The organism is Streptomyces sp. NBRC 110035 (assembly GCF_000829695.1).
Classification (GTDB): domain Bacteria; phylum Actinomycetota; class Actinomycetes; order Streptomycetales; family Streptomycetaceae; genus Streptomyces.
Map to the genome: position 1 here is coordinate 14946 of NZ_BBNN01000056.1, position 24161 is coordinate 39106.

General features: G+C 69.3%; 23 protein-coding genes and 3 pseudogenes. 19 read left to right on the top strand and 7 right to left on the bottom strand.

The annotated features are described in order from the left end of the window. The first annotated feature begins 6 nt into the window (after positions 1 to 6). Genes TU30_RS30995 through mqnP form a run of 3 tightly spaced genes read left to right on the top strand, consistent with a single transcriptional unit; the run spans position 7 to position 2887 of the window. Entirely contained in the window at positions 7 to 1458 is a 1452-nt protein-coding gene (locus tag TU30_RS30995; protein WP_042176519.1) for a menaquinone biosynthesis decarboxylase, read from the top strand. Then, on the top strand, positions 1455 to 1967 hold the full coding sequence (locus TU30_RS31000; protein ID WP_042176521.1) for a hypothetical protein: 513 nt from the start codon (positions 1455 to 1457) through the stop codon (positions 1965 to 1967). The genes TU30_RS30995 and TU30_RS31000 overlap by 4 nt, the downstream gene beginning before the upstream one ends. After that, on the top strand, positions 1964 to 2887 hold the full coding sequence (gene mqnP / locus TU30_RS31005; protein ID WP_199816925.1) for a menaquinone biosynthesis prenyltransferase MqnP: 924 nt from the start codon (positions 1964 to 1966) through the stop codon (positions 2885 to 2887). Before TU30_RS31000 ends, mqnP begins: the two co-directional genes overlap by 4 nt. 307 nt (positions 2888 to 3194) lie before the next feature. Here the strand turns inward: mqnP and TU30_RS31010 are convergent, their stop codons facing one another. After that, positions 3195 to 3740, bottom strand: a complete 546-nt coding sequence (locus tag TU30_RS31010) for a rhomboid family intramembrane serine protease (protein WP_078878695.1) — start codon at positions 3738 to 3740, stop codon at positions 3195 to 3197. Between the two features lie 209 nt (positions 3741 to 3949). On the opposite strand from TU30_RS31010, the gene TU30_RS31015 reads away from it, so the two are divergent. The 6 genes from TU30_RS31015 (at position 3950) to TU30_RS31040 (ending at position 8432) form a co-directional block, all read left to right on the top strand. After that, the gene (locus tag TU30_RS31015) at positions 3950 to 4642 is read left to right on the top strand and encodes a UbiX family flavin prenyltransferase (RefSeq protein WP_176726273.1); all 693 of its coding nucleotides are present in this window, start codon (positions 3950 to 3952) and stop codon (positions 4640 to 4642) included. 109 nt (positions 4643 to 4751) lie between these two features. Then, on the top strand, positions 4752 to 5210 hold the full coding sequence (locus TU30_RS31020; protein ID WP_042176530.1) for an Lrp/AsnC family transcriptional regulator: 459 nt from the start codon (positions 4752 to 4754) through the stop codon (positions 5208 to 5210). Positions 5211 to 5258: 48 nt separating this feature from the next. Beyond that, positions 5259 to 6422 carry an aminofutalosine synthase MqnE gene (mqnE, locus tag TU30_RS31025; RefSeq protein ID WP_042176532.1) on the top strand — a complete coding sequence of 388 codons (1164 nt, stop codon included), beginning with the start codon at positions 5259 to 5261 and terminating at the stop codon, positions 6420 to 6422. A gap of 17 nt (positions 6423 to 6439) precedes the next feature. Beyond that, positions 6440 to 7006 (top strand): GNAT family N-acetyltransferase, encoded by a 567-nt coding sequence (locus TU30_RS31030; protein WP_042176534.1) that lies wholly within the window; start codon positions 6440 to 6442, stop codon positions 7004 to 7006. A 123-nt stretch (positions 7007 to 7129) separates the two neighbouring features. After that, positions 7130 to 7456 carry a DUF4229 domain-containing protein gene (locus tag TU30_RS31035; RefSeq protein WP_042176537.1) on the top strand — a complete coding sequence of 109 codons (327 nt, stop codon included), beginning with the start codon at positions 7130 to 7132 and terminating at the stop codon, positions 7454 to 7456. 220 nt (positions 7457 to 7676) lie between these two features. Continuing rightward, positions 7677 to 8432 (top strand): TetR/AcrR family transcriptional regulator, encoded by a 756-nt coding sequence (locus tag TU30_RS31040; protein ID WP_234308040.1) that lies wholly within the window; start codon positions 7677 to 7679, stop codon positions 8430 to 8432. Here TU30_RS31040 and TU30_RS34970 read toward each other — a convergent pair. Both TU30_RS34970 and TU30_RS37835 read right to left on the bottom strand, forming a co-directional pair. Then, positions 8413 to 9303: pseudogene (locus tag TU30_RS34970) on the bottom strand (MaoC family dehydratase); the annotation flags it as partial. The gene TU30_RS31040 and the pseudogene TU30_RS34970 sit on opposite strands and share 20 nt — an antisense overlap. A 5-nt stretch (positions 9304 to 9308) precedes the next feature. Then, positions 9309 to 9968, bottom strand: a pseudogene (locus TU30_RS37835) (SDR family oxidoreductase); the annotation flags it as partial. Positions 9969 to 10031: 63 nt separating this feature from the next. Here TU30_RS37835 and TU30_RS34980 point away from each other — a divergent pair. Further along, complete coding sequence (locus TU30_RS34980) at positions 10032 to 10811, top strand: AMP-binding protein (RefSeq protein WP_370626740.1); 780 nt, start codon at positions 10032 to 10034, stop codon at positions 10809 to 10811. Here TU30_RS34980 and TU30_RS31060 read toward each other — a convergent pair. Both TU30_RS31060 and TU30_RS31065 read right to left on the bottom strand, forming a co-directional pair. After that, complete coding sequence (locus TU30_RS31060) at positions 10806 to 11624, bottom strand: class I SAM-dependent methyltransferase (RefSeq protein WP_063837671.1); 819 nt, start codon at positions 11622 to 11624, stop codon at positions 10806 to 10808. The two genes, TU30_RS34980 and TU30_RS31060, sit on opposite strands and share 6 nt — an antisense overlap. Before the next feature lie 134 nt (positions 11625 to 11758). Beyond that, on the bottom strand, positions 11759 to 11962 hold the full coding sequence (locus TU30_RS31065; RefSeq protein ID WP_003992177.1) for a cold-shock protein: 204 nt from the start codon (positions 11960 to 11962) through the stop codon (positions 11759 to 11761). A 300-nt stretch (positions 11963 to 12262) separates the two neighbouring features. Between TU30_RS31065 and TU30_RS31070 the strand changes: the two genes are divergently transcribed. Further along, positions 12263 to 13111 (top strand): menaquinone biosynthetic enzyme MqnA/MqnD family protein, encoded by an 849-nt coding sequence (locus TU30_RS31070; RefSeq protein ID WP_042176542.1) that lies wholly within the window; start codon positions 12263 to 12265, stop codon positions 13109 to 13111. A gap of 326 nt (positions 13112 to 13437) precedes the next feature. On the opposite strand, the gene TU30_RS31075 is transcribed toward TU30_RS31070, so the two are convergent. Continuing rightward, entirely contained in the window at positions 13438 to 18084 is a 4647-nt protein-coding gene (locus tag TU30_RS31075) for an FtsK/SpoIIIE domain-containing protein (protein ID WP_042176544.1), read from the bottom strand. Positions 18085 to 18336: 252 nt separating this feature from the next. Between TU30_RS31075 and TU30_RS31080 the strand changes: the two genes are divergently transcribed. The 6 genes from TU30_RS31080 (at position 18337) to TU30_RS31105 (ending at position 22161) form a co-directional block, all read left to right on the top strand. Further along, positions 18337 to 18645 carry a WXG100 family type VII secretion target gene (locus TU30_RS31080; protein ID WP_042176546.1) on the top strand — a complete coding sequence of 103 codons (309 nt, stop codon included), beginning with the start codon at positions 18337 to 18339 and terminating at the stop codon, positions 18643 to 18645. 114 nt (positions 18646 to 18759) lie between these two features. Continuing rightward, entirely contained in the window at positions 18760 to 19071 is a 312-nt protein-coding gene (locus TU30_RS31085; RefSeq protein ID WP_042176549.1) for a hypothetical protein, read from the top strand. Positions 19072 to 19103: 32 nt separating this feature from the next. Next, positions 19104 to 20330: a putative T7SS-secreted protein gene (locus TU30_RS31090; protein ID WP_234308041.1), complete on the top strand. Its 1227-nt coding sequence runs from the start codon at positions 19104 to 19106 to the stop codon at positions 20328 to 20330. 12 nt (positions 20331 to 20342) lie between these two features. Continuing rightward, on the top strand, positions 20343 to 20915 hold the full coding sequence (locus TU30_RS31095) for a hypothetical protein (protein WP_052479977.1): 573 nt from the start codon (positions 20343 to 20345) through the stop codon (positions 20913 to 20915). Further along, positions 20912 to 21610 carry a hypothetical protein gene (locus TU30_RS31100; protein WP_052479978.1) on the top strand — a complete coding sequence of 233 codons (699 nt, stop codon included), beginning with the start codon at positions 20912 to 20914 and terminating at the stop codon, positions 21608 to 21610. Before TU30_RS31095 ends, TU30_RS31100 begins: the two co-directional genes overlap by 4 nt. Next, positions 21607 to 22161 carry a hypothetical protein gene (locus TU30_RS31105; protein ID WP_042176553.1) on the top strand — a complete coding sequence of 185 codons (555 nt, stop codon included), beginning with the start codon at positions 21607 to 21609 and terminating at the stop codon, positions 22159 to 22161. The genes TU30_RS31100 and TU30_RS31105 overlap by 4 nt, the downstream gene beginning before the upstream one ends. A gap of 162 nt (positions 22162 to 22323) precedes the next feature. On the opposite strand, the gene TU30_RS38470 is transcribed toward TU30_RS31105, so the two are convergent. Next, entirely contained in the window at positions 22324 to 22638 is a 315-nt protein-coding gene (locus TU30_RS38470; protein WP_370626741.1) for an integrase core domain-containing protein, read from the bottom strand. A gap of 476 nt (positions 22639 to 23114) precedes the next feature. On the opposite strand from TU30_RS38470, the gene TU30_RS31110 reads away from it, so the two are divergent. Together TU30_RS31110 and TU30_RS31115 are read left to right on the top strand one after the other, a co-directional pair. Beyond that, positions 23115 to 23825, top strand: a complete 711-nt coding sequence (locus tag TU30_RS31110) for a reverse transcriptase domain-containing protein (protein ID WP_042176579.1) — start codon at positions 23115 to 23117, stop codon at positions 23823 to 23825. 150 nt (positions 23826 to 23975) lie between these two features. After that, positions 23976 to 24161: pseudogene (locus tag TU30_RS31115) on the top strand (IS5/IS1182 family transposase); the annotation flags it as partial.

A 24161-nucleotide genomic window follows, 5' to 3' on the forward strand; every position in this document is an offset into this window, starting at 1 on the left:
GGCCCCATGGCTTACGACGATCTTCGCTCCCTGCTGAGGGCCCTGGACCGCGAGGGAGACCTCAAGCGTGTCAAGGCCGAGGTCGACCCGCACCTCGAGGTCGGTGAGATCGTCGACCGGGTGCAGAAGGCCGGCGGCCCCGCGCTGCTCTTCGAGAACGTGCGCGGCTCGAGCATGCCCCTCGCGATGAACGTGTACGGCACCGACCGCCGCCTGCTGAAGGCGCTCGGCCTGAAGTCGTACGCCGAGATCAGCGAGAAGATCGGCGGCCTCCTCAAGCCCGAGCTGCCCAACGGCTTCGTGGGCGTGCGCGAGGCGTTCGGCAAGCTCGGCGCGATGACCCACGTACCGCCGAAGAAGGTGAAGGACGCCCCGGTGCAGGAGGTCGTCCTGCAGGGCGACGACGTGGACCTCGACCTGCTCCCCGCCCTGTTCACCTGGCCCAAGGACGGCGGCTCCTTCTTCAACCTGGGCCTCACCCACACCAAGGACCCCGAAACGGGCATCCGCAACCTCGGCCTGTACCGGCTCCAGCGCCACGACAAGCGCACCATCGGCATGCACTGGCAGATCCACAAGGACAGCCGGAACCACTACCAGGTGGCCGCCCGCCGCGGTGAGCGGCTCCCGGTCGCCATTGCCTTCGGCTGCCCGCCCGCCGTGACGTACGCCTCCACCGCGCCGCTCCCCGGAGACATCGACGAGTACCTCTTCGCCGGGTTCCTGCAGGGCAAGCGGATCGAGATGGTCGACTGCAAGACGGTCCCGCTCCAGGTCCCGGCGCACGCCGAGGTCGTCGTCGAGGGCTGGCTGGAGCCGGGCGAGACGCTTCCCGAGGGCCCGTTCGGCGACCACACCGGGTTCTACACCCCGCAGGAACCGTTCCCCGCCCTGACGATCGACTGCGTCACGATGCGCAGGCGCCCGCTGCTCCAGTCGATCGTCGTCGGCCGCCCGCCGACCGAGGACGGGCCGCTGGGCCGCGCCACCGAGCGTTTCTTCCTCCCTCTCCTCAAGATCATCGTCCCGGACATCGTGGACTACCACCTCCCCGAGGCCGGCGGCTTCCACAACTGCGCGATCATCTCGATCGACAAGAAGTACCCCAAGCACGCGCAGAAGGTGATGCACGCCGTCTGGGGCGCCCACATGATGTCGCTGACCAAGCTGATCGTGGTCGTCGACTCCGACTGCGACGTCCACGACCTGCACGAGGTCGCCTGGCGGGCCCTCGGCAACACCGACTACGCCCGTGACCTCAGCGTCGTCGAAGGCCCGGTCGACCATCTCGACCACTCGTCCTACCAGCAGTTCTGGGGCGGCAAGGCGGGCATCGACGCGACCAGGAAGTGGCCCGAGGAGGGGTACACGCGCGACGGCGGCTGGCCCGACATGGTCGAGTCCGACCCGGACACGGCCGCGCTGGTCGACCGCCGCTGGAAGGAGTACGGACTGTGAGCCCCGTCCCCGTGGGCGGCCCGGCCCTCTTCCTCGGCACCGACACCGACTACGTGGCCCTCGTACGCCCCGAGCTGGACCCGGCCGACCCCGGGGTCCGGCAGGCCGCCGAGCAGGCGGGCGTCACGCCGGAGGAGTTCGCGGGCGCCGGTGACACCTGGGCGGTCCTGATCGAGCACGACGGCGAGGGCGGAGGCTTCGAGCTGCCCGGGGTGCGCGACGCGGACCCCGCCGATTTCGCCGAACGGCTGCGCGCCGGGCTCACCGCCGCGGCGGGCGGGCCGTTCACGGTCGACGGCGGCTCGCTGCTGCGCCTGGACGCCCGCCCGGCCGTCCCGGGCGCGGGCGGGGGCACCGGCACGGACGCGTACGTCTTCACCGCGCACCTCACCCCGCCCGAGGACCCGTCCGGCGACGCCGCCGCGACGCCGCTGACCGTGGAGACGGGCCCGCTGCCCGTCGCCGCGCTGCTGGCCGACCTCGACGCGTTCCTCGGGAGCCTCGCATGATGACCACCGCCGACGGGATCGTGAACCCGGGCGCGGCACCGCAGCAGGCCGGCAGGGTGAAGGCCTTCCTGCGCCTGGTGATGATCGAGCACTCCGTGTTCGCGCTGCCCTTCGCCTACATCGCCGCTCTCACCGCGATGTACGAGTGGGACCGGAACATCCACTGGGGCCGGCTGCTCCTGGTCACGATCGCCATGGTCGGCCTGCGCACCTTCGCGATGGCCGCCAACCGGATCATCGACCGCGAGATCGACGCCCGTAACCCGCGTACCGCCCACCGCGAACTGGTCACCGGCGCGATGTCGGTCCGGCACGCGTGGACCGGCGCGATCATCGCCCTGGTGGTGTTCCTGGGCGCGGCCGCCCTGCTCAACCCGCTCTGCCTGGCCCTCGCGCCGGTCGCGGTGATCCCGATGGTGGTCTATCCGTACGGCAAGCGGTTCACCGACTTCCCGCAGGCCATCCTCGGACTCGCCCAGGCCATGGGCCCGGTCGGCGGATGGCTGGCCATCACCGGTTCCTGGTCCTGGGACGCGGTCGTCCTCGGCCTCGCGGTCGGCATCTGGATCGGCGGCTTCGACCTCATCTACGCCTGCCAGGACGTGGAGACCGACCGCGAGGTCGGCGTGAAGTCGGTCCCGGCCCGCTTCGGCGTCCCGGCCGCCATCTGGGGCGCCCGCGCCTGCCACGCCGTGACGACGGCCCTGTTCGTCTGGTACGCGGTCCTCACCGGCGCCGGCGCGTTCTTCTGGCTCGGCCTCCTGATCGTCGCGGCGGCCTTCGTCTACGAGCACACCATCGTCCGCCCCGACGACCTGACCCGTCTGAACCGTGCGTTCTTCTCGACGAACGGCTTCATCGGCATCAGCCTCTTCGTCTGCGCACTGGTCGACCTCCTGGTGCGTGGGCTCACCTTGTAGCCCTTTCGGGCGGTCGTGCCCGGTGTTCGGCTGCGGGAGAGCGGGCGGGCCGCAGGTTCCCCTCGTCCTCCCTGATCAGGGGAGGCTCCGAGGGCCGTGCCCAGGAACCCGTTCCCGCTCGCCTGCCGCCCGCGCACGCGAGGACGACCGTCCGGAGCCGCAGGGCCGGGCGGGGGCATGCGCTGGGGGTCGGCCTCACGCGGTGAGCGCGCCCCGGCGGTCGGGTCTGCGCCGGAACAGGAAGCACGGGGGGCCGGTCTGCTGTGGGGTTGCCGGGCCGGGCGGGGGCATGCGCTGGGGGTCGGCCTCACGCGGTGAGCGCGCCCCGGCGGTCGGGTCTGCGCCGGAACAGGAAGGCCGATGCCACGCCGGCCAGCAGGCCGATGAGGTGGCCCTGCCAGCTCACGCCGGCCTGACCGGGCGCGATGCCCGCGAGGATCGAGCCGCCCCAGACCGCGCCGACCAGCACGGCGACCACGACGCCCATCGGCCGGCGCTCCACGAAGCCGCTGCACAGCAGGAAGCCGAACAGACCGAAGACCAGGCCGGAGGCGCCCGCCGTGTTGGTGTGCGCCGGGGCTATGAGCCACACCCCCAGGCCGTCGCAGACGATGACCAGCGCGCACACGGCGGCGAACCGGCGCAGCCCGCCGAGGGCGGCGAGGAAACCGAGCACCAGCAGCGGCACACTGTTCGCCGCGACATGGGCGAAGCCGAAGTGGACGAAGGCGGAGGGGACGACGTCGACCAGTTCCGAGGTCGTGCGCGGCACGACGCCGAAGTCGTCCAGTGCGTGGCCCGAGGCCGTGTCGGCCACTTCCAGCAGCCACAGCAGCGCCACCCAGGCCACCATCACCACGGCCGCGGTCTTCGCCCGCTCGCGCCCCGACCACCGCGTATCGATACCGGACACGGCACACCCCCTCACCTTGACCGTCCCCCGGGAAACGGGCCGATCGCCTGCCCGGCGTCCACCCGGGAGACGGATCGGCCGTCCGCTGGGGAAACGGACCGGACCCCTTGGCGGGTTCCCCTTTCACGATGCCGGATAGGCTCGGTGTCGTGAACCATCTCAAGCCAGGAGAGACGACGCGAACGCCTTGGATCCTGGGGGTCTCCGGCGCTTCCGGCACGCCATATGCGGCGGCCGTCCTCCGTGCGCTCCTCCACGCGGGGGAGAGCGTCGACCTCGTCGTCAGCCGTGCCTCGCGGCTCACCCTGCTGGACGAGACCGGCATCTCCTTCCGGGACGCCCACTGGCAGGACGACCTGCGGCAATGGCTGTCCCGTGGAGCGGACGGCAAGCCGGACACCTTCACCGTGGACCTCGACGGCGTACGGTACTGGGCCGCCGGTGACCTCGCCGCGGGCCCCTCCTCCGGTTCGTATCCGAGCAAGGGCATGCTGATCGTGCCCGCCTCCACGGCCTGTGTGGCCGGGGTGGCGCTCGGGTTGTCCAAGGACCTGCTGCAACGGGCGGCGAGCGTGACCCTCAAGGAGGGGCGCACCCTGGCCGTGGCCGTACGCGAGACCCCGCTGAACGGCCAGACCCTGCGGCACCTGGTCTCCCTCGACGACGCGGGCGCCACCGTGGTGCCCGCCTCACCGGCGTTCTACGCGGGTGCGACGCACATCCAGGACCTGGTGGACTTCGTCGCCGGACGCGTGCTCGACGCGGCGGGTGTCGAGCACCGGCTGTACCGCCGCTGGAAGGGCGAAATCGGGGGTGGATCATCACCGTCCCGTACCGCCTGAGCGGCACCCGCACCCCCGGTGCACTCCCCGGGCGCAGCGGTGCGCCCCGCAGTACCACTCACCGATTCTCAGTCACGTTCAGACCTCATCAGCGGAAGGCTTCGATCGCATGGACGCGGTGGACAGACAGCTCATCCAGGCCCTGAGAGAGAACGGCCGGGCCTCCTACGCCGAGCTGGGGCGCCTCGTCGGCCTGTCGGGACCCAGCGTCACCGACCGGATCAACCGGCTGGAGGCGGCCGGTGTCATCACCGGCTACCGCGCCACCGTGGACGCCGCCTCGCTCGGCCTCGGGGTGACCGCCCTGATCGGCATCTCGCTCTCCGACGCCGCCGACCACGAGGACGTGGCGCAGCGGCTGAAGGACCTGCGGGAGATCGAGGACTGCTGGTTCATCGCCGGCGACGACTCCTTCATGCTCAAGGTGCGGGCGGCCGACGTGGACGGGCTGGAGCGGATGATCCGCCGGCTGTCCGGCACCAAGGGCGTCTCCCGGACGCGTACCACCATCGTGCTCTCCACGAAGTGGGAGAACCGCGTCGGTGAGCTGCCCGAAGAGGTCCTGTAGCCGGGGCGTTACGGTTGACGGAGTCTTTCTCAGAAAAGGGGTATCCGCATGGACGTCGGGCTCAAGCGCGAGCTGGAGGAGAAGGTCCGCTCCGGTGAGCGGCTGTCCCGCGAGGACGGCATCGCGCTGTACGAGTCGGACGACCTGGCCTGGCTGGGCGGGCTGGCGCACGAGGTGCGGACGCGGAAGAACGGCGACGTCGTCCACTTCAACGTCAACCGCCACCTCAACATGACGAACGTGTGCACCGCCTCCTGTGCGTACTGCTCCTTCCAGCGCAAGCCGGGGGAGAAGGACGCGTACACGATGCGGATCGAGGAGGCGGTGAAGCTCGCGAAGGCGATGGAGGGGGAGAACCTCACCGAGCTGCACATCGTCAACGGGCTCCACCCCAACCTGCCCTGGCGCTACTACCCGCGCTCCCTGCGCGAGCTGAAGGCCGCGCTGCCGGAGGTGTCGCTGAAGGCGTTCACCGCCACCGAGATCCACCACTTCGAGACCATCTCCGGGATGTCCGCGTCCGAGATCCTCGACGAGCTGATCGACGCCGGGCTCGAGTCCCTCACCGGCGGCGGCGCGGAGATCTTCGACTGGGAGGTCCGGCAGCACATCGTCGACCACCGCACCCACTGGGAGGACTGGTCGCGGATCCACCGGCTGGCCCACGAGAAGGGGCTGAAGACCCCCTGCACCATGCTCTACGGCCACATCGAGGAGCCGCGCCACCGTGTCGACCACGTGCTGCGGCTGCGTGAGCTCCAGGACGAGACCGGCGGCTTCCAGGTCTTCATCCCGCTGCGCTACCAGCACGACTTCGTGGACATGAAGGACGGGAAGGTGCGCAACCGCCTCCAGGCCCGGACGCAGATGGCGACCGGCGCCGAGGCGCTGAAGACGTTCGCCGTCTCCCGTCTCCTCTTCGACAACGTCCCGCACGTCAAGGTCTTCTGGGTGATGCACGGCGTCAACACCGCCCAGCTCGCCCTCCAGCACGGCGCGGACGACATGGACGGCTCGGTCGTCGAGTACAAGATCACGCACGACGCGGACGACTTCGGCACGCCGGCCAAGCTCACCCGCGAGGACCTGCTGGACCTGATCCGCGACGCCGGTTTCCGCCCGGTGGAGCGCAACACGCGGTACGAGATCATCCGCGAGTACGACGCCGCCGACCCCGCCCGCCGCGAGTCCCCGCAGCCGATGCGGGTCTGAGGAGGAGTCCCCGTCCCATGCCGGAGAGTCCCCGTCCCGTGCCGGACGACGCCCGCTGCACGCCGCTGACCTTCACGCTGGATCCGCCCGTCACTCCCGGACTCCGCGACGGCATCCTGGAGTTGTGGGTGGACGTCACCAACGCGGGCGGAGCCGTCGGCTTCGTGCCGCCGGTGATGCGGGAGGACGTCCGCCCGGAGCTGGTACGGCAGTTCGTGGCGATGGAGGAGCGACGGTCCCGGCTGCTCGTGGGGTTCGACGAGGAGGGGAGGGTCGACGCGACGGCGTTCCTCACCCTCAACACCCACCGCCTGATGACCCACTGGATCTGGCTGTACACGGTGATGGTCCACCCCCGCCACCACGGCAGGGGGTACGGCCGTGCCCTGCTCGCCGCCGCCGAACGGGCCGCCCGCACTCTTCCCGGCATCGAGGCGATCCGGCTCACCTGCCGTGGCGGTCTCGGCCTGGAGCGCTTCTACGGCTCCTGCGGCTACAAGGAGGTCGGCCGGGTCCCCGGCGCGATCCGGGTGGCCCCGGGCGACGAGCGGGACGACGTCGTCATGCTGCTGCCGCTGACCTGACCGTACGCACCCGCCCGCGACCCCGCTGCGGTCGTCCGGGTGCGGGCGTGCTTCACTGGAAGGTGTCCCATTGGGAACCCCTTGGGATACGTTCTGGCCGTTCGTCCGGGAGAGTGGAAGAAGATGCTCCGCTACACGTTGATGCGCTTCGGGATCTTCGTGGGCTGTCTCCTGGTCGTCTGGGGCCTCGTCTCCTCCGGTCTCGCCCCGCGCGGCCTGGGCGACTCCAACGGGCTGTGGATCGTCCTGCTCGCCCTGGTGTTCTCGGCACCGATCAGCTTCGTCGTCCTGCGCAAGCAGCGGGATGCGGCCTCCGAGACCATCGTGCGCCGCGTCGACCGGGTGAAGGCCAACCTGGAGGCCAACCGCAACCAGGAGGACGGCGCCGACGACGCCGCCCGCGGCCCGCAGACGCAGACGCAGGGGCAGGAACAGGCACAGGCCTCGTAGGGCGTGTTGCGGAAGTCCCGTCAGCCCGGCACCGCCCGGCACGCACGCTCGCCGCGTTGTCGGGATCGCACGCACCAGACGCCGCCGGGCCTGTTCTTCGGGCAGACGACGCTCCTTTCGGAACACGTCCCAGGCCCCGGGGCCGCCCCCGGCCCGGCCCGGACGGGGTGGCTTCGCCGTGCGGGCGGGCGGGGTGCCCCCGCCCCGTAGGCTGATCCGTATGGGTGCCGTGAAGAGCAAGCGGATGCCGCGTGCGGTCCGCGAACAGCAGATGCTGGACGCCGCCGTGCAGACGTTCGGCCAGCGCGGGTACATGGCCGCGTCGATGGACGAGATCGCCGAACTGGCGGGCGTTTCCAAGCCGTTGGTCTACCTGTACCTGAACTCCAAGGAAGACCTCTTCCTCGCGTGCATCCGCCGCGAGGCGAAGGCCCTCGTCGAGGCGGTGCGCGCCGGTGCCCGGCCCGTACTGCCCGCGGACCGCCAGCTCTGGTCGGGCCTGACGGCGTTCTTCACCCACACCGCGCGGCACCCGGACGGCTGGGCCGTCCTGCACCTCCAGGCCCGCACGCACGGCGAGGTCTTCGCCGCCGAGGTCGCCGCGATGCGCGCGGACATCGTGGCGTTCGTGGCCGGGCTGATCCTCGACGCCGCCCGCGAGGCGCACCGTGACCCCCACCTTCCCGGCGGCGAGGTCGCCGGGCTCGCGGAGGCCCTGGTCGGTGCCGCCGAGGCCCTCGCGGACTGGGCCAACAGCGCCCCGGGCATCACCGCCCGGCAGGCGTCGGCCACCCTGATGAACTTCGCCTGGGCGGGACTGGGCGACCTGATGGCGGGCCGCCCCTGGTCACCGCCCGAGGACGAGGCCCCGGACACCGATGTCCCTGCCGATGCCGATGCCGATGCGGATGTGGATGCCGAAGACGCCGGGCTCGGGGTCGGTGCGGTCGGTCACGCGGGCGGACGTCCCCGGTGAGGTGAAGGCGGTCACCGGGGCCGCGCAGCTCGAAGCGCCCGTCCCGCGCCCCGTACGTCACCGTGGCCGGCAGCAGGACCGGCGCTCTGAAGTCGGCCCGGACCGTCACCGCTTCCGGGACGCCGTGCGCGGCGAGACACCGGGCCGCGGTCCACATGCCGTGCGCGACGGCGCGCGGAAAACCGAAGAGCCGTGCGGTGAGCGGGTGCAGGTGGATCGGATTGCGGTCGCCGGACGCGGCACCGTACCGCCGCCCCGTGTTCCCGGCCAGCAGCCACGCGTCGACGACGGGCAGGGGACGCGTGGCCCCCGACGTCCTCTCCCGGGGCGGGGCGGTGTGCCCGACGGTGCGGTGCCGGGCCGGGTACGTGCTCCGGGACTCCCATACGAGGTCACCGCCGGGCGTCCGCATCCCGGTGACCACAGAGGCCTCCGTGCCGCGCCGGTGCGGCGCCAACCCCTCGATGTGCACGCTCAGTTCGTGCGTTCCGGTGGCGGGCACGGTCCGGCTCCGGGTGATCTCGACCGACGTGTGGACGAGCCCCGGCAGCGGCAGCGGGAAGTCCCGGCCGCTCATCAGCCGCATGGCCGCCGGGAAGCCCAGCACATGGGGATAGGTCAGCGGCAGCGCGTCCTCCCCGGTCGGGAAGCCGCAGATCTTCTCGTACGCCGCCAACCGCGCGAGATCCACCCGCAGTCCGGGCAGCACCAGCCGGGTGCGGGGGAACGCGGCGTCGGGGTGGGGCCGTTTGAACGGCGACAGCAGTGCGCCGCGTGCCAGCAGGGGTGCGGGGGCGGGTGCGGGGGCGAGGGTCACCGGGGCCGGAGACGCGGTGGGAGGCACGGAGGGAGGCAGAGGTACGGAGGCCATCGTGGTCACGTTCCCAGCAGGCTCTGGCCGCAGACCCGTACGACCTGCCCGTTGACCGCGCCCGAGGCCGGGTGGGCGAACCAGGCGGTGGTCTCGGCGACATCGACGGGAAGGCCGCCCTGGGACAGGGAGTTCATGCGCCGGCCCGCCTCGCGGAGGAACAGCGGGACCGCCGCCGTCATCTGCGTCTCGATGAATCCGGGGGCGACCGCGTTCACCGTCACCCCGTGCTCGGTGGCCGCGCGCGGGGCGAGGGCGCGGACCAGCCCGACGACGCCTGCCTTGGAGGCCCCGTAGTTCGTCTGGCCCGTGTTGCCGGCGATCCCGGTGAGGGACCCCGTCGCCACGATCCGCCCGCCCCGCTTCAGGGTGCCGGCGGCGAGCAGCGCGTCGGTGGTGCGCAGCACGCTCGCCAGGTTCACCTCCAGCACCGGGGCCCAGCGCTCGGCGGGCATGCGGGCCAGCCGCCGGTCACGGGTGATGCCCGCGTTGCGGACGAGGACGTCCAGGCCGTCGGGCAGTGCCTCGGCGATCCGGGCGCCCGCGTCGGCGGCCGTGATGTCGAGGGGGAGGGCGAGGCCGCCTTCGACCGCGCGGCCTCGGTGGCCCGCCGCTACGGCGAGGCCGTCGACACCCGCCACACCGGTACGGGCCCCGGCCCGAGCGGGCCCCAGAAGGTCGCCCGCGCCTTCTACGACCCCCTGGTCTACCGCCGTATCCGCAACGCCATGGGAGGCAGGGTCCGCTACGCCATCTGCGGCGGCTCCCCGCTCGGCCGCGACCTGAGCGCGTTCTACACCGGCGCGGGCATCGAGATCTTCGAGGGCTACGGCCTCACCGAGACCACCGCCGCGTCGACGGTGACGCCCCCGCTGAGGCCCCGGCTCGGCACGGTGGGCTGGCCGCTGCCCGGCACCAGGATCCGTATCGCGGCCGACGGCGAGATCCTCGTCGCGGGCGAGCACGTCCTGCGCGGCTACTGGGACCCCCGGGCCGGCGGGGTCCTCCCCGCGGAACGCGACGGCTGGCTCGCGACCGGTGACATCGGCGAACTGGACGACGAGGGCTACCTGACCATCACCGGCTGCAAGAAGAAGATGCTGATCACGGCGGGCGGCAAGAGCGTCGCCCCCGCCCCGCTGGAGAACTGGCTCCGCTCGCACCCCCTGATCTCCCAGTGCATGATCCTGGGCGACCGCCGCCCCTACGTCTCCGCCCTGATCACCCTCGACCCCGACGGCATCACCCACTGGCGCCGCATGAACGGCAAGCATCCGGTCCCGGCCGAGCTCCTGGTCGACGACGAGGAACTGCGCGCGGTCCTGCAACGCGCGGTCGACGAGGCCAACAAGATGCTCTCCCGCCGCGAGTCCATCCGCCGCTTCACCGTCCTCCCCGTCGACTTCCGGGAGGACGCGGGCCATCTGACCCCGTCCATGAAGCTCCGCCGCGACGCGATCCTGCGCGACTTCGCGGAGGAGGTGGAGGGGCTGTACCCGAGTTCATGAGCGGGGGGCCGTGGAGTGACCGGCCGTGGAGTGACCGGTGGTGCGGTGACCGGTGGTGCCGTGATCGGTGGTGGAGGGGACTGAGTGGTCGGCGCGCGGTCGGCGGGCGATGAGGAACGCCTGGGGTGTCGACTCGCCCTGTTCCTCGTCCGCGGCCCGCTCGGAGCGCAGCACGAGGGTGAACCCGGCCCTCTCCAGGGCGTCGGCCATCCGGTCCGGGCGGCGCCGCTGGAAGTCCAGGACGACCGGGTGACCGAAGGGGCGTTCGACGCGGAGGGTTTTCTCGCCGGCCTGGAAGGCGAGCAGCAGATGACCCCCGGGCACCAGGAGCCGGCGGAATCCGGCGAAGAGCGCCGGCAGGTCGTCCTGCGGGACGTGGATGCTCGAGTACCACGAGACGACACCGTCCAGCGTGCCGTCCGGGATGCCCGGATCCAGCATCGAACCCTGCTCGAACCGCAGACCGGGGTTCTCGCGGCGGGCGACCCTGAGCATCGATTCCGACAGGTCGAGGCCGAAGACGTCCAGCCCGCAGGAGGCCAGGTGGGCCGTCACCCATCCGGGGCCGCATCCGAGGTCGGCGACCCTGCCGCCGGTGCCGCTCGTCCCGCTGAGGCCGGTGCCGGTGCTGGTCCCAGTACCGCTCGCCGCTTCGACGAGTCCGGCGAGCAGTGCCAGCTCCACGGGCTGGGCGGCGAAAACGTCGCGGAAGCGGTCGGTGTAGTCCTCGGCGACGGCGTCGTAGAAGGCGCGGGTGGCGGCGATGTGGTCCGGGCCGGGATCCGGGGCGGTGGTGGCAGTGGCGTCCGTCATGGGCGCGGAGCCTAGCCGCGATCACCTTCCACGGCGGGTTCCATGACGGTTCCACGGAGAAAAGGCAGGAGCCCCTCTCGCCTGACGGCGGGGGGCTCCTTGGGTACTGCTGGTCGTTCCCGGATCGGAGAGGATCAGACCGGGGTGACGTTCTCCGCCTGCGGGCCCTTGGGGCCCTGCGTGACGTCGAAGGACACCTGCTGGTTCTCTTCGAGCGAGCGGAAGCCGCTCGCGTTGATCGCGGAGTAGTGGACGAAGACGTCGGGGCCTCCGCCTTCCTGGGCGATGAAACCAAAGCCCTTTTCGGCGTTGAACCACTTCACGGTTCCGGTAGCCATAAGCCCTCCTTGGGCCCAAAGGGTTGCCCTGCTCCAGAACCCAGCAAGTGTGAAGACCAATTCTGCACAATCGCATCCGTCTGAGAACGACGAGAGCCCGCGGTCACATGCTCCGCAGGCTCTGTACTGCAAGGGAAACCAAACTGCAACTTGCGGACGAGCCTAGCACGCGACCGCCCGCGCGCAATAGAGGTCAAGATCACGTCACCCGAATGTTTGAATGTTCACTTCCGCGTCGCGCATCGGGGCGATACCGGGCCCGGGGAGTCCGCTCCGCGGGACGAGGGCTAGCCTCGCGATGTGGACCATCCTCGCACCCGGCCGCGCGTCGGACACATTCAGTTCCTGAACTGCATGCCCCTCTACTGGGGGCTTGCGAGAACGGGCACTCTCCTCGACTTCGAGCTGTCGAAGGACACCCCCGAGAAGCTCAGCGAGAAACTCGTGCAGGGAGATCTCGACATCGGGCCGATCACCCTGGTCGAGTTCCTCAAGCACGCCGACCAGCTGGTCGCCTTCCCCGACATCGCCGTCGGCTGCGACGGCCCGGTGATGTCGTGCGTGATCGTCTCGCAGGTCCCGCTGGACCGCCTGGACGGCGCCCGCGTCGCCCTCGGGTCGACCTCGCGCACGTCCGTCCGCCTCGCCCAGCTCCTGCTGGCCGAGCGGTTCGGCGTCCAGCCCGACTACTACATGTGCCCGCCCGACCTCAGCCAGATGATGCAGGAGGCCGACGCGGCCGTGCTCATCGGCGACGCCGCCCTGCGCGCGACCATGATCGACGGCCCCCGCTTCGGGCTCGACGTGCACGACCTGGGCACGCTGTGGAAGGAGTGGACGGGGCTGCCGTTCGTCTTCGCCGTCTGGGCGGCGCGCCGCGACTACCTGGAGCGCGAGCCGGTCCTCACCCGGAAGGTGCACGAGGCCTTCCTCGCCTCCCGCGACCTCTCCCTGGAGGAAGTCGGCAAGGTCGCCGAGCAGGCGTCCCGCTGGGAGGCCTTCGACGAGAGGACGCTGGCCCAGTACTTCACCACCCTCGACTTCAGCTTCGGCCCGCCGCAGCTGGCGGCGGTCGAGGAGTTCGCGCGCCGGGTGGGACCGACGACGGGCTTCGCGGCGGACGTGAAGGTCGACCTGCTGCAGCCGTGAGGACGCGAGGGCCGCCCACTGCCCTGCTGAAGGCGCCCGGTACGGGTGCGCGGGGGGAGGGGCGGGCGGGCGCACGGGACCGACTCCATGAGGCCGCTCGACGCCGACGAGCCCACGGCCCCGGGACCCGCACCCGCACCCGCCGACCGAGCCGGCCGGAGGCCACCGCCCGCCCCCTCCCGGCAGGCTCCCGGTCTCCGTCACACGGATCCGAGGTCTACGCCCTGCCCGCCGTACGACACCACGAGCGACGGCACGGACGGGCCCCGGATCCGGCGATCCCCGGATCCGGGGCCCACGCGTCACATGTGACGTCATACGGGACGTCACATCGGAGTCGTGACCGTCTGGTGCTCGCCGCTGCCCAGGTGCAGCATCCCCTTGCCCGGTGAGATCTGGCCACCGACCATGCTCCGCGTCGTACGGATACCGATCAGATCGCCGGCGGACGAGTCCTGCGGCGACAACAGGATGCCGCGGCGCGCCTTCTTCGCGTCGACCTGCCAGCCGGAGAAGCCGTCACAGATCTCCTCCTCGTCACCGGCGATGACGACGGCGAGCCCCTCCTCGCCGCCACGCTCCACGATCCGTTTGAAGACGTCCTCGGCGTCGCAGTCGTCCAGTACCTCGGCGTCGTCGACGAGGACGACGACCGGATCCTCGGGCTTGGCGGACGAGACGGTCTCCTCCAGTTCGTCCTCGTCGATGTCACGGCCGGTGAAGACCTTCAACACGCCTTCGCAGCCATCGAGTTCCCGCAGTGGTGACGGGCGGGGAGCGGCGACGACGAGACGGACGCCCCGGGCGAGATACGACCGGGCGAAGTTCATCAGCACCGTGCTGCGCCCGGACTTGGCGGGGCCGCCGATCACGAACGCCGGGACGCCCTGCCCGAGGTCGGGGCCGAAGGCGGTGAGCTCGTCACCGCCGACACCCACCACAGCCCACAGCCGCGATCCGCTCGTGTCCGTGTCGCGCATGGCCCAGGCATCGGCGAAGGAGATCCGGCTCGGCAGGACGTCGACCCGGAACGGACGGCGGGAACGGGGGACGTCGGTGTCGCGGGCGGTGGCGGCCTCGCCGATCGCGACCAGGGCCGCTGCCTGCCCCTGGCCGGTGGTGTCCTCGGAGAGCAGCGCGAACTGTGTCTCCGTGGCGGTCTCGTTGCGGAAGGCACGCCCCGGCGGGATCTCCTCGGGCACCTTGCGGGAGCTGATGTCCAGCATGGAGAAGTCGCCGCGGTCCGCGAGGCGCAGACCGTACTTGTCCTCGGTGAGCGAGGAGATGCGTCCCGCCAGGACCTGCCGGTCACCGGTGATCACGACGTGGAGACCGACGCTCGCACCCTCACGCATCATGGTCATCAGCTGGTCGGTCAGGTCACCGTGGTTGTAGTCGCCCAGGGTGGGCAGCCAGCCCTCCCAGCGGTCCAGCAGCAGCACGATGTGCGGCAGCCGCTCCTCCTCGGTGACGGCGGCACGCTGCTCCCCGATGTCGGCGAAGCCGCTTTCGGCGAGCAGGTCCTGGCGGCGCGTGAGTTCAGTGCTCAGACGGGTGAACAACCGGACGACACGCTCCAGCTGGTTACGGCCGACGACCGCGCCGCAGTGCGGCAGCCGGGTCAGCGCGTTGAGGGCGCCGTTGCCGCAGTCGATGCCGTACAGGTGGACATCGGCGCACGAGAGCGTATGGGCCAGGGAACCGGCGATGGTCCGCAGCAGCTGCGAGCGGCCGGTACGGGGGGCGCCGCCGACCAGCAGATGACCGAAGGTGGCGAAGTCCACGGACACCGGACGCCGGGCCTGCTCGCCGGGCAGGTCCTCCACACCGTACGGGGCAGCGGGCAGCGCACCTCGGGGGCGTACCGCGGGAACATCGTCCAGCTGCAGGCTCTCCTCCAGGGCGGGCAGCCACGGGGAGTGCTGAGCCGGAATGCCGAGTACGTGGTTGGCGTCCCGTACGGCGTCCACGAGGACCTTGAGGTCGGTGATCTCGTCGTCCTCGCGGGTTTCCGTCTTGGGTTTGCGCAACGCCTGCCGTCCCAGGTCCTCCCAGGCCAGCTCACCCGCCCAGGGTGCCAGCGCCTGCGGATCCGCCGCGCCGGGGCGCCGCCCTCCCACACGGCCGGACTGGAACGGGACGAGGGAGGCGTGACCAAGGCGTACGTACGCCCGGCCGGGCGTGCTCTTCGAGATGTGCCCGGCCTCCGGTGCGTCGATGACGTCCGAGGACTCCCCGGCGTCCGTCACGCGCAGCGCGATACGGAGGTTCGTGTTGGCGCGGATCTCGGGGGAGACGACGCCGCTGGGCCGCTGTGTCGCGAGCAGCAGGTGAATACCGAGGGACCGCCCTCGCTGCGCGATGTTCACGAGTCCGGTCACGAAGTCGGGCAGGTCGCGCACCATCGACGCGAACTCGTCGATGACGATGAGGAGCCGGGGCACAGGCGCGTGCGAGGGGTCCCGTCGTACAAGGTCCTGGTAGTCCTCGATGTCCTTGGCGTCCGCGTCGGCCAGGATGTGCTCGCGCCGCTTCAGCTCGGCGCCCAGCGACTCCAGGGCCCGCTCGACGAGGTGGGCGTCCAGGTCGGTGACCATGCCGACGGTGTGCGGCAGTTTCACGCAGTCCTTGAACGCGGAGCCGCCCTTGTAGTCGACGAGGACGAAGGTCATGTTCTCCGGCGTGTTCGCCACCGCGAGCGCCGCCACGATGGTCTGGAGCAGCTCCGACTTACCCGAACCGGTGGTACCGGCGATCAGGCCGTGCGGGCCGTCCTTGCGCATGTCGATGCCGAACGGACCGTCGTAGGACTCGCCGATCACGGCCATCGTCGACTGGCCGCCCATACGCCAGCGGGCGGCGACGGCGTCGCTCGTCGGGGGCTCGAGCTGCAGGACGTCGAGCAGGCGGCTCGCGGCGGGCAGCGCGGAGTCCTCCGTCTCGCCGCTGATGTCGCGCAGCGGGGACATCGACCGGGCCAGCCGCGCGCACCAGCCGGCGGAGACGAAATCGGGCCGGACACCGGTCAGCCGACGGGCGCCGCTCTGCTCCACCCGAAGCCGGAGTTCGAGGTCCTCGGGTGCGCTCTCCTGGGGCTGGGGGGCGGCCTGGTGCCAGGCGTGGAAGGAGGGAAACCCGCCGACGGCAGGTTGCGCCGCCTTGGCCTGGGCGGTGCCGGCGGTGTTCGCGGTGCCCCCGGTCCGTCGCGGCTCGGCGACGACGACGCCCTGGCACTCCCCGGGCAGGAAACGTTCCTCGGCGTCCAGACAGATCGCGTACATGGCGACGGCCGGCCCTTCGCGCAGCAGCCGGACCACACCGGGCAGCGAACGCAGCCGACGGGACCCGTCCCAGACGACCACGATGTCGGGGTCGGAGAACGCCGGGCCGTCGCGGCGGCCACCCTCCTTCAACGCCTTCTGCCGCGCGTCGAGCAGCTGAGTCAGTTCACCGACCCGGGAACCCACTGTCTCGGAGTCCGTACCGATCAGGACGTTGACGTCCTGCCCGCCCGAGGGACGCGCGTGCGGGAGCCAGCGCGTCCAGTCCCAGCGCGTGTGCGCCCCCTGCTCGGTCAGTACGTAGAACTGCACGTCCATGGGACTGTGCAGCACCGCGGTCTGCGCCACGGCCCAGCGTCCGAGAGCCTGTGCGGACTCGCCGGGACCGGCGATGCCGACGACCCCGAGATCCTTGAGCGGCAGCGCCACCGGCGCGTCCTCCATCCGCCAGGTGACCTCGCGCTTGTGGTCGTCCTGCTCCGGGTCGTCGAGGACGACTTCGGAGCGGACCCGGCCGGTTCCCACGCGCAGCAGCAGGTGGTCGGCGTCGGTACGCCGCCGCTCCCACAGCCGGGTGCGGGGGCCGGTGCCGAAGGACAACACGGCGGCCGGATCGGGAACGGCCTGGCGCCGGTCCGACCGTTCGGTGACCAGAGCGTCCTCGGCGTCCTTCTCGATCCGCTTCTTGGTCTCCTTGTACTCCTTCATCTGCTTGGCGTGCGACTTCCGGCCGTGCTTCTTGTCCATGAAGTAGTTGCCGAAGAGCATGATCGGGCTCAGCAGGGCCATGATCATGTAGTACCAGCGTCCGAAGATCATGACCGCGACCACGGCACCGACCAGTGGGAAGAGCGCCATCAGCCAGGGCAACGGCCGCGCTTCGAAGTCACCGGGCGGCGACGGCAGACGGAACCGGGTCTGACGCTCGGCGGGTCGCAGCCGAGGAGGACGGTTGTAGTCGAGACCTGTGCCGTCCTCGGACCACTTCAGGGCGGCATCCGGAGGGAGATACGCGATGAGGTCGAACAGGCTGTTTCCGATTGCCAGTTGAGACCCCAGGGGCCAGTCGTCACCTTCGAGGGGCTCACCGTCGAGCCGGGCGGTGGACGAGTCGTCCCCGCCGCCCTCCTTGCCGTCCCCCGAAATCCTGTCGCTCCCTCGCTCCTTGCCGGACGCGCTTTCCCCGCCGGATGCTCTACCGCTCTCCGTGTGCACGGTGACCTTGCAGGTGCCGTCCATGGCGATCGACAACGTCCCGGCCCGCGAGGCCAGTTCGGGATCGTCGATGCGCAGGTGTGCGGCCGGGCCGCTGCCGATGTCGTACCGCCCGACGCCCAGCCGGTGCACCGAGCCCGCCGCGGGACCGCCGGCGACGCGGAACTCCACCACTCCGGTCGGCTCCCCGAAGACGCAGCCGGCCGGATCGTGCAGACTGACGACGGCACCTTCGCGCAGCGGCGACTCGACAACGGTGGCGGCCGGATCCAGCGGGTAACCGTCGACGAAGGCCTGTAGCGCCCCACCGGTCCCCCGGTGGCCCCCGATGGGGACGACCTGCCCGCTGCCGCCCAGTCCGACGTGCCGCGCCAACTCCCGTGTGATGTCACCCACCGACGACTCCGGGTCCGCGTCGAGCACCACGTCGGCGGTGGCTCCAGCAGCCGGGTCGACGACGGTCAGGCTCAGGCGCACGTGCGTCCTCCTCGTTGGCCCGAGGCCTCCCCCCGGAACGCTGAACACGGTGGAAGTGACCTTAGTTGGCCAGGCACACCGTGTGACAGCGGGATGTGCACCGGTTCACGCTCCGCTCGCACAACACCCTGGGATCCCAACAGCCACACCCGTAAGATCTTTGCTCACGCGGATGGTCGGCGCCGAGCGGTCGACGATCCCGACGAGCGCCGGGGGAAGGCCCCGCGACGAACGAAAACGGGAGGGAGCGTCATGGCCGGCAAGGGCAAAGACGCAGACATCACTTATGCCGAGATGGACAAGGAAGCCGGCAAGCTTCTGAAGGACATGAACCGGCTGCACGGCGAACTCGACACCATCGACGACCGCATCAAGGCGCTCGTGGAGAACGGCTACACCACCCAGAAGGGCTCGTCCGCCTTCGAGGAGTCCTTCAAGGACTTCACCAAGGGTGCGAAGAAGGCCATGGAGGGACTGGAGGGCATGTCCGAGTTCCTGAAGAAGGCCAAGCAGGCCTACGAGGACCTGGACGAGCAGCTGGCGAAGAGCGCGAAGGGCTAGTGACGTCGGCGGCCACCACGTTGTTCGGGCGCGGCGCGGCATCCAGGGAATGGCCCTGGCCATGCTCCGCCGCGCCCGGACGGCATGGCCCCCTGAGGAAGAGAGCCTGAACGGGTGGCAGACAGAACTCGGTACGACCTTGACCTGATCAAGGACTGCTCGGACTCGCTCTACCGGATGCACCGGGAGTTCAAGGACAACGGCAACCCTGCCGACGAGTACGGCGAAGCGCTGGGCAGCGACAAGCTGCGCGACATATTCGACGACTTCTCCCAGACATGGAAGAAGAACCGCAAAAAACTTATGGAAGACATCGAGAACCTCGCCAAATACACCGCGAACGCGGCCAAGGCGTACGAGGACATCGATCACGAACTTGCGAACGCGCTCCGGGATGCCAAAAAGAGCGGAAAGAAGGAGAAGTAGCAGTGACAGCCCGTCCGAAGGACTGGTCACCCATGTACGACTCCGATCCGGTGCCTGGAGACCCCTACGAGGTGGCACGTCTCGGCAAGAGGCTGCGCGGCATGGCCGACGAGATCGACAAGCAGGCCCGGAATATCAAGGCTCTTGCATCGGTCGACGGTTGGGACAGCGACGCCGGCCGGGCCTTCCACGAGATCGCGGGTGACACGTCCGGCCGTCTGAAGAGGGCGTACGACCGCTACGACGAGGCGGCGGTCGCGATGGGCACCAAGGTCCAGGAGGGCGACGGAGAGGCACCGGAGTACGCCAGCGAACTCCACCGTGCGCAGCGCATGGCGGACAAGGGCCTGGAAGAATTCCGTGCCGCCGAAGTGGATCACAAGGCTGCACTCAAGGTGCTGGAGCCCCTCGAGAGGACGGTGCCATCCAGTAGCAAGGACAGCACCGAACGCACCAAGCAGGGCAAGAAGCGTGACGATGCCGCACTTCTCATGGCGCAGGCACGCCACAAGATCGAGCGGGCGAAGGAGATCCGCGACGACGCGGCGAACCGCGCCGCCAGGAAGATCAAGAACGTGATCCACCACGACGGTGTCCGTGACCCGGGTGGAATCATGAACTGGATCGCGGACCACGCGGACTGGTTCTCCGCAGCCGCGACGGTGCTGGCGGTCGCGGCTCTGGTGGCGGCTGTGGTCCTGACCGGTGGAATAGCAGCCGTCATCCTCGTGGGCCTCGCCGCTCTCGCCAGCGCCACGGCCCTGACAGGACGTCTCTACGACGTCTTCGCGCGGGGCGGGAAGCTCGATCTGCTGAAGATCGGCTTGGACGTACTGGGCATCATCCCGGGTCTCGGCGCACTGAAGGGCCTCACCGCGGCGGCGAAGGGGGCGCGCCTGCTCACCGCGCAGAGAGCCGTCTGGGCCGGTTTCACCAATGGCTTCGCCGTGAAGAACTTCAACAAGGGTGTCGTCTGGGCTTCCAAATACCTGAGCAGCAAGGGCATCACCAAGGTGAAGCTGCCGGCGAACGGTTTCGATCCGGAACTCGTCACGCGCTACATCAAGGGCGCGTCCTTGGCCAACCTCGGGGTGCAGAGCGTCGTAAGGATCAAGAACAAGTTCGATGAGGTCGGCGACTCGCCCCGCAGGGTCAAGCCGCCAGTCATGGTCCCGGCGCCCACGCCGTCGCCGTCGCCGCAACCGAGTCCGAAGCCGTCGTCGAAGTCGTTCCACACGGCTCTGGCGCCTGCTGCGTAAGGAGGACGACCCGTGAGTGATTACCACGCCCTGAAGTTCGGGGAGTTCGTCGACGATCAGGGGACCGTCCACAACATGGTCTCCTCATCCGTCATCGCCGCTGTTCCCGAGGCCAGAGCAGCGGCGGAGGCCTACGGGCGGGAGGTCCGCTTCGACTTCCTCGACGACAGTGCCGTGCACTGGATGCTGTTCCAGCGGCGGGAGGACACGGCGAAGGCCGGTCTCCTCGGCTGCCTGTTCGTCATCCCGCTGTTCATCTTCGGTTTGGGCGCCTGGCCCTTCTGGGACCTGGTTGCATCCCAGAAGACACGCCAGTTCCAAATCGCCTTCATCGTCGTGGATGCGCTGATCGTCGGAGCCCTGGTCCTTGGCGCCTACCTCATGCGCCGCCGCACTCTGCTCGACCCCGTCATACGGAACGTGCGCTGCCGGGCCCGGCTCTACCGCAAGATCGTCGGAATCGCCCGCAGAGGCGGCGCCGACATCCCGCGTCTGTACCCCTACTACGGCATGTACGCCACCTCGCGGAAGTTCTTCTCCGAAGCGCCCGACCGTCCCGTGCCCGAGAAGGAACAGTCGTCGTGACGACCCATACCGAACTCGGCGAGCTGGTACCCACCCAGCCCGCCCCGACCGCCCTGCACGCGGACGACGTTCACGTGCGCTGGGTGATGCCGGAGATCTTCCACGACATTCCGATCCACGCTGCGGACGACGACGAGGCCGTACTGCTGCTGGGCGAACTGGTGGAAAAGGCGCTTCCGGGCGCCGGTGAAGAGGCGCAGACTGCGCTTGCGGTCACGTGTGCGCTGGGTGTTGACGAACTACTGGCCGCGGGAGCCGAGTACGCCGGTATCTGCGTCACGGCGATTGACGAGACCCCCTGTACCGCAACGGTGTTCGCCGCCCTGCTCGACAGTCCGGAGGCTGCGGATGCGTCGGACGCGGCGAAAGCGATCACCGCGAGCCTCCGCCGCCTGGACGACGGAGAGGTGTCCCGGATCGAGCTCCCGTGCGGATCGGCCGTTTCGTACATCGGTACGCGGGACGACAAGGTCATCAGCGAACTCACGGAGTCGGGAGAGGGGTTCACATTCCCGACGTCGTACATACGCGTCTATGTTCCCCTTCCCCACGGCACCACGCTCATGATGGAGATGTCGACGCCGACCCTGCCCGGCTGGGAGATGTTCTCCACGATGTTCGGCAACATCGTCAGCAGCATCCGCCTGTTTCACACCGACGGCTCCCCGCTCATCACCTCGGTGGCAGGCACGTGACCGACGCCGTGCCCGAAGCTCCGCCCTCGGACTACCGTCTCCTCGTTCCCCGTGACTGGTTCCGTGTCGACCTCACACAGGACCGCTGGCGCGGTCAGCTGAAGACCTACGTGGACAGGGAGTTCGCCGGCAGCCGAACTCCTCCGGAGGCCGCACGCACCGTGTGGGTCGCCTTGCGCAACACTGCCGAGAACGGTCGCAGCCGTGGCGCTCTGGAGTTCTTCCTCAGGTCGGAGTCGCCCGAGGCCTCGGATCTGCCCGCCTCCCTGCTGATCTCGTGGCCCCCGATGCCCCGAGGTGCGGCACCGGCCCCCGAGGGCTTCGCCGGGGCGCTGGCCCAGCGCAGAGGCCCAGGGGCCGACGTCGACATCATCGACCTGCCCGCGGGCCGGACAGTCCAAGTCCGGGGGGAGACGACTTTGGACTTCCACATCCGGATGCCCGGCGACGCCGGCTACTTCCACTTGGCCTTCTCGATGCCACTGAGTGGCACGGACAGCCCCATGGGCGATCTGTGTGACGCCATGGCACATTCCCTGCGGTGGGTGTGAGCGGCGGCGAGCGACCAGTCACCCCTCTGCAAGGGGCAGGATTGTTCACCCGTCACTGCTTCCCGGCTGCCACTCTGCCGTCCCCGCACGACTGCCAGCGTCGTAAGACGGTCTCTCTCTGAGGGGCCTCGCGTTTTCCGGACAGTGAGCTGACCGTCTATTTCACGCGGCTATGTGCAACTCCGTGTATTCGGCGTGGACTTCTCGCGGCGGGCGGTAACCAACAGCCGAGTGGAGGCGCTTGTGATTGTACCAGAGTTCGATGTATCGAGTGATGTCCTGTCGGGCGGCCTCTCGGGTCAGGTAAGTCACGCGGGAAACCCGCTCGTTCTTCAAGGCCCCGAAGAACGATTCTGCCATGGCGTTGGTGTGTCCAGAAGGTGATTGTGAGGTTCTGATGTAGAAGACGGGAACGAACAGTTGCCATGCTGTTGTGGAGATGAAGGTAGGTCCTTCGGCATCGGCATGCAGGTGCAGGTGTCAAACCACCATGAGCTGCTGCGGTGAATGAGCCGTGGTGGTGAGCGTCATGGAAAAGCCGTACTAAATATGGCAGGTGTGGGCTGAGAAGGCGAACGCAAGTGAACCGCCGATGACGTGTCGTAAAGCTTAGACGACATCAAAACCAGGGCCTCAATGCTGTCCTGGGACAAGCCAGACGGGAACCTGTTTACTGGTCTGGCAGTGTCCGGCATGAAGGTGGCGCGAGCTCAGTCTGGGCTTCACAACGGAACTGGAGAACTCCTCGACGCGAAACCGCGATCCATGGGTTGACGTGGCTCGCGAGAGGGAGAGGCGCAAGTGGCGAAGAGTCATGAGGGCCGGAGTACCGGTCGCGCGTCGGGAGGGCGGAACGTCCCGTAGTAGTGATGAAACCTCCGTAATAGGGGTGGAGCGAAGGGGACGTGTTGTTGGGTGTCGATCGGCGATCAACCAGCGATGGGAGGAATCGGATGGTCGAGACAAGGCCAGCGGACAAGCCGTTTGATATTCCGAGGCGGCTGGTCTGGAACGCATACCTGAAGGTCAAGGCCAACAGGGGAGCGGCTGGGGTGGATGGGCAGTCTTTAGCGGAGTTTGAGCAGGATGAGAAGAACAACCTGTACAAGCTGTGGAACCGGCTGTCCTCGGGAAGCTACTTCCCTCCACCCGTGAGAGCGGTTGATATTCCCAAAGCCGGCGGTGGGATTCGGAGCCTTGGGGTTCCGACCGTGGCCGACAGGATCGCCCAGACGGTAGTGGCTATGACATTGGAGCCTGAGGTGGAGCAGATCTTCCATCAGGACTCGTATGGCTACCGCCCGAGGCGGTCCGCGCTGGATGCGGTGGAGACGTGCAAGCAGCGGTGCTGGAGGCATCCTTGGGTGATCGACCTTGACATCCAGGGCTTCTTCGACAACGTGCCGCACGGCCCCATCAACGCGGCAGTGGAAAGGCATACCAATCTTCCGTGGGTTCTGCTGTACGTGAAACGGTGGCTAGTCGCCCCCGTACAACAGCCCGACGGAACGCTCGTCAGGCGGGAAAAGGGGACTCCCCAAGGGTCTGCTATTTCACCGTTGTTGTCGAATCTGTTCATGCACTACGCCTTTGACGCGTGGTTGGTCCGGGAGTACCCGGCGATCAGATTCGAGCGGTACGGCGACGATGCTGTGGTGCACTGAGGTCTTCTCGGCAACGTGACGGTTGCGGTGCGTGACCGCGTGCGGGGTGAGCCGGACCGCGTCGAGTGCCCCGCCGTCAGATATGGGTGAAGCCCCTGGTAAGAACAGGTCTGCGAAAATCAAGTTCCGTACGGCCAGAGGCTTCACACGTTGACCAGTATCACCTACACCGCCGTGCTCGATGTCGGCAGGGAGACCGCCGAGACCCTGGCCCGGCTCCTGCGCGAGCACCGCGACCGGCTCGGCACCCGCAAGAACACCCGCGCCCTGGGCGTCTTCAAGCAGGGGATCCTCGTCCTGCGGTGGTTCGTCGACGGAACCCGGCTGGCCCAACTC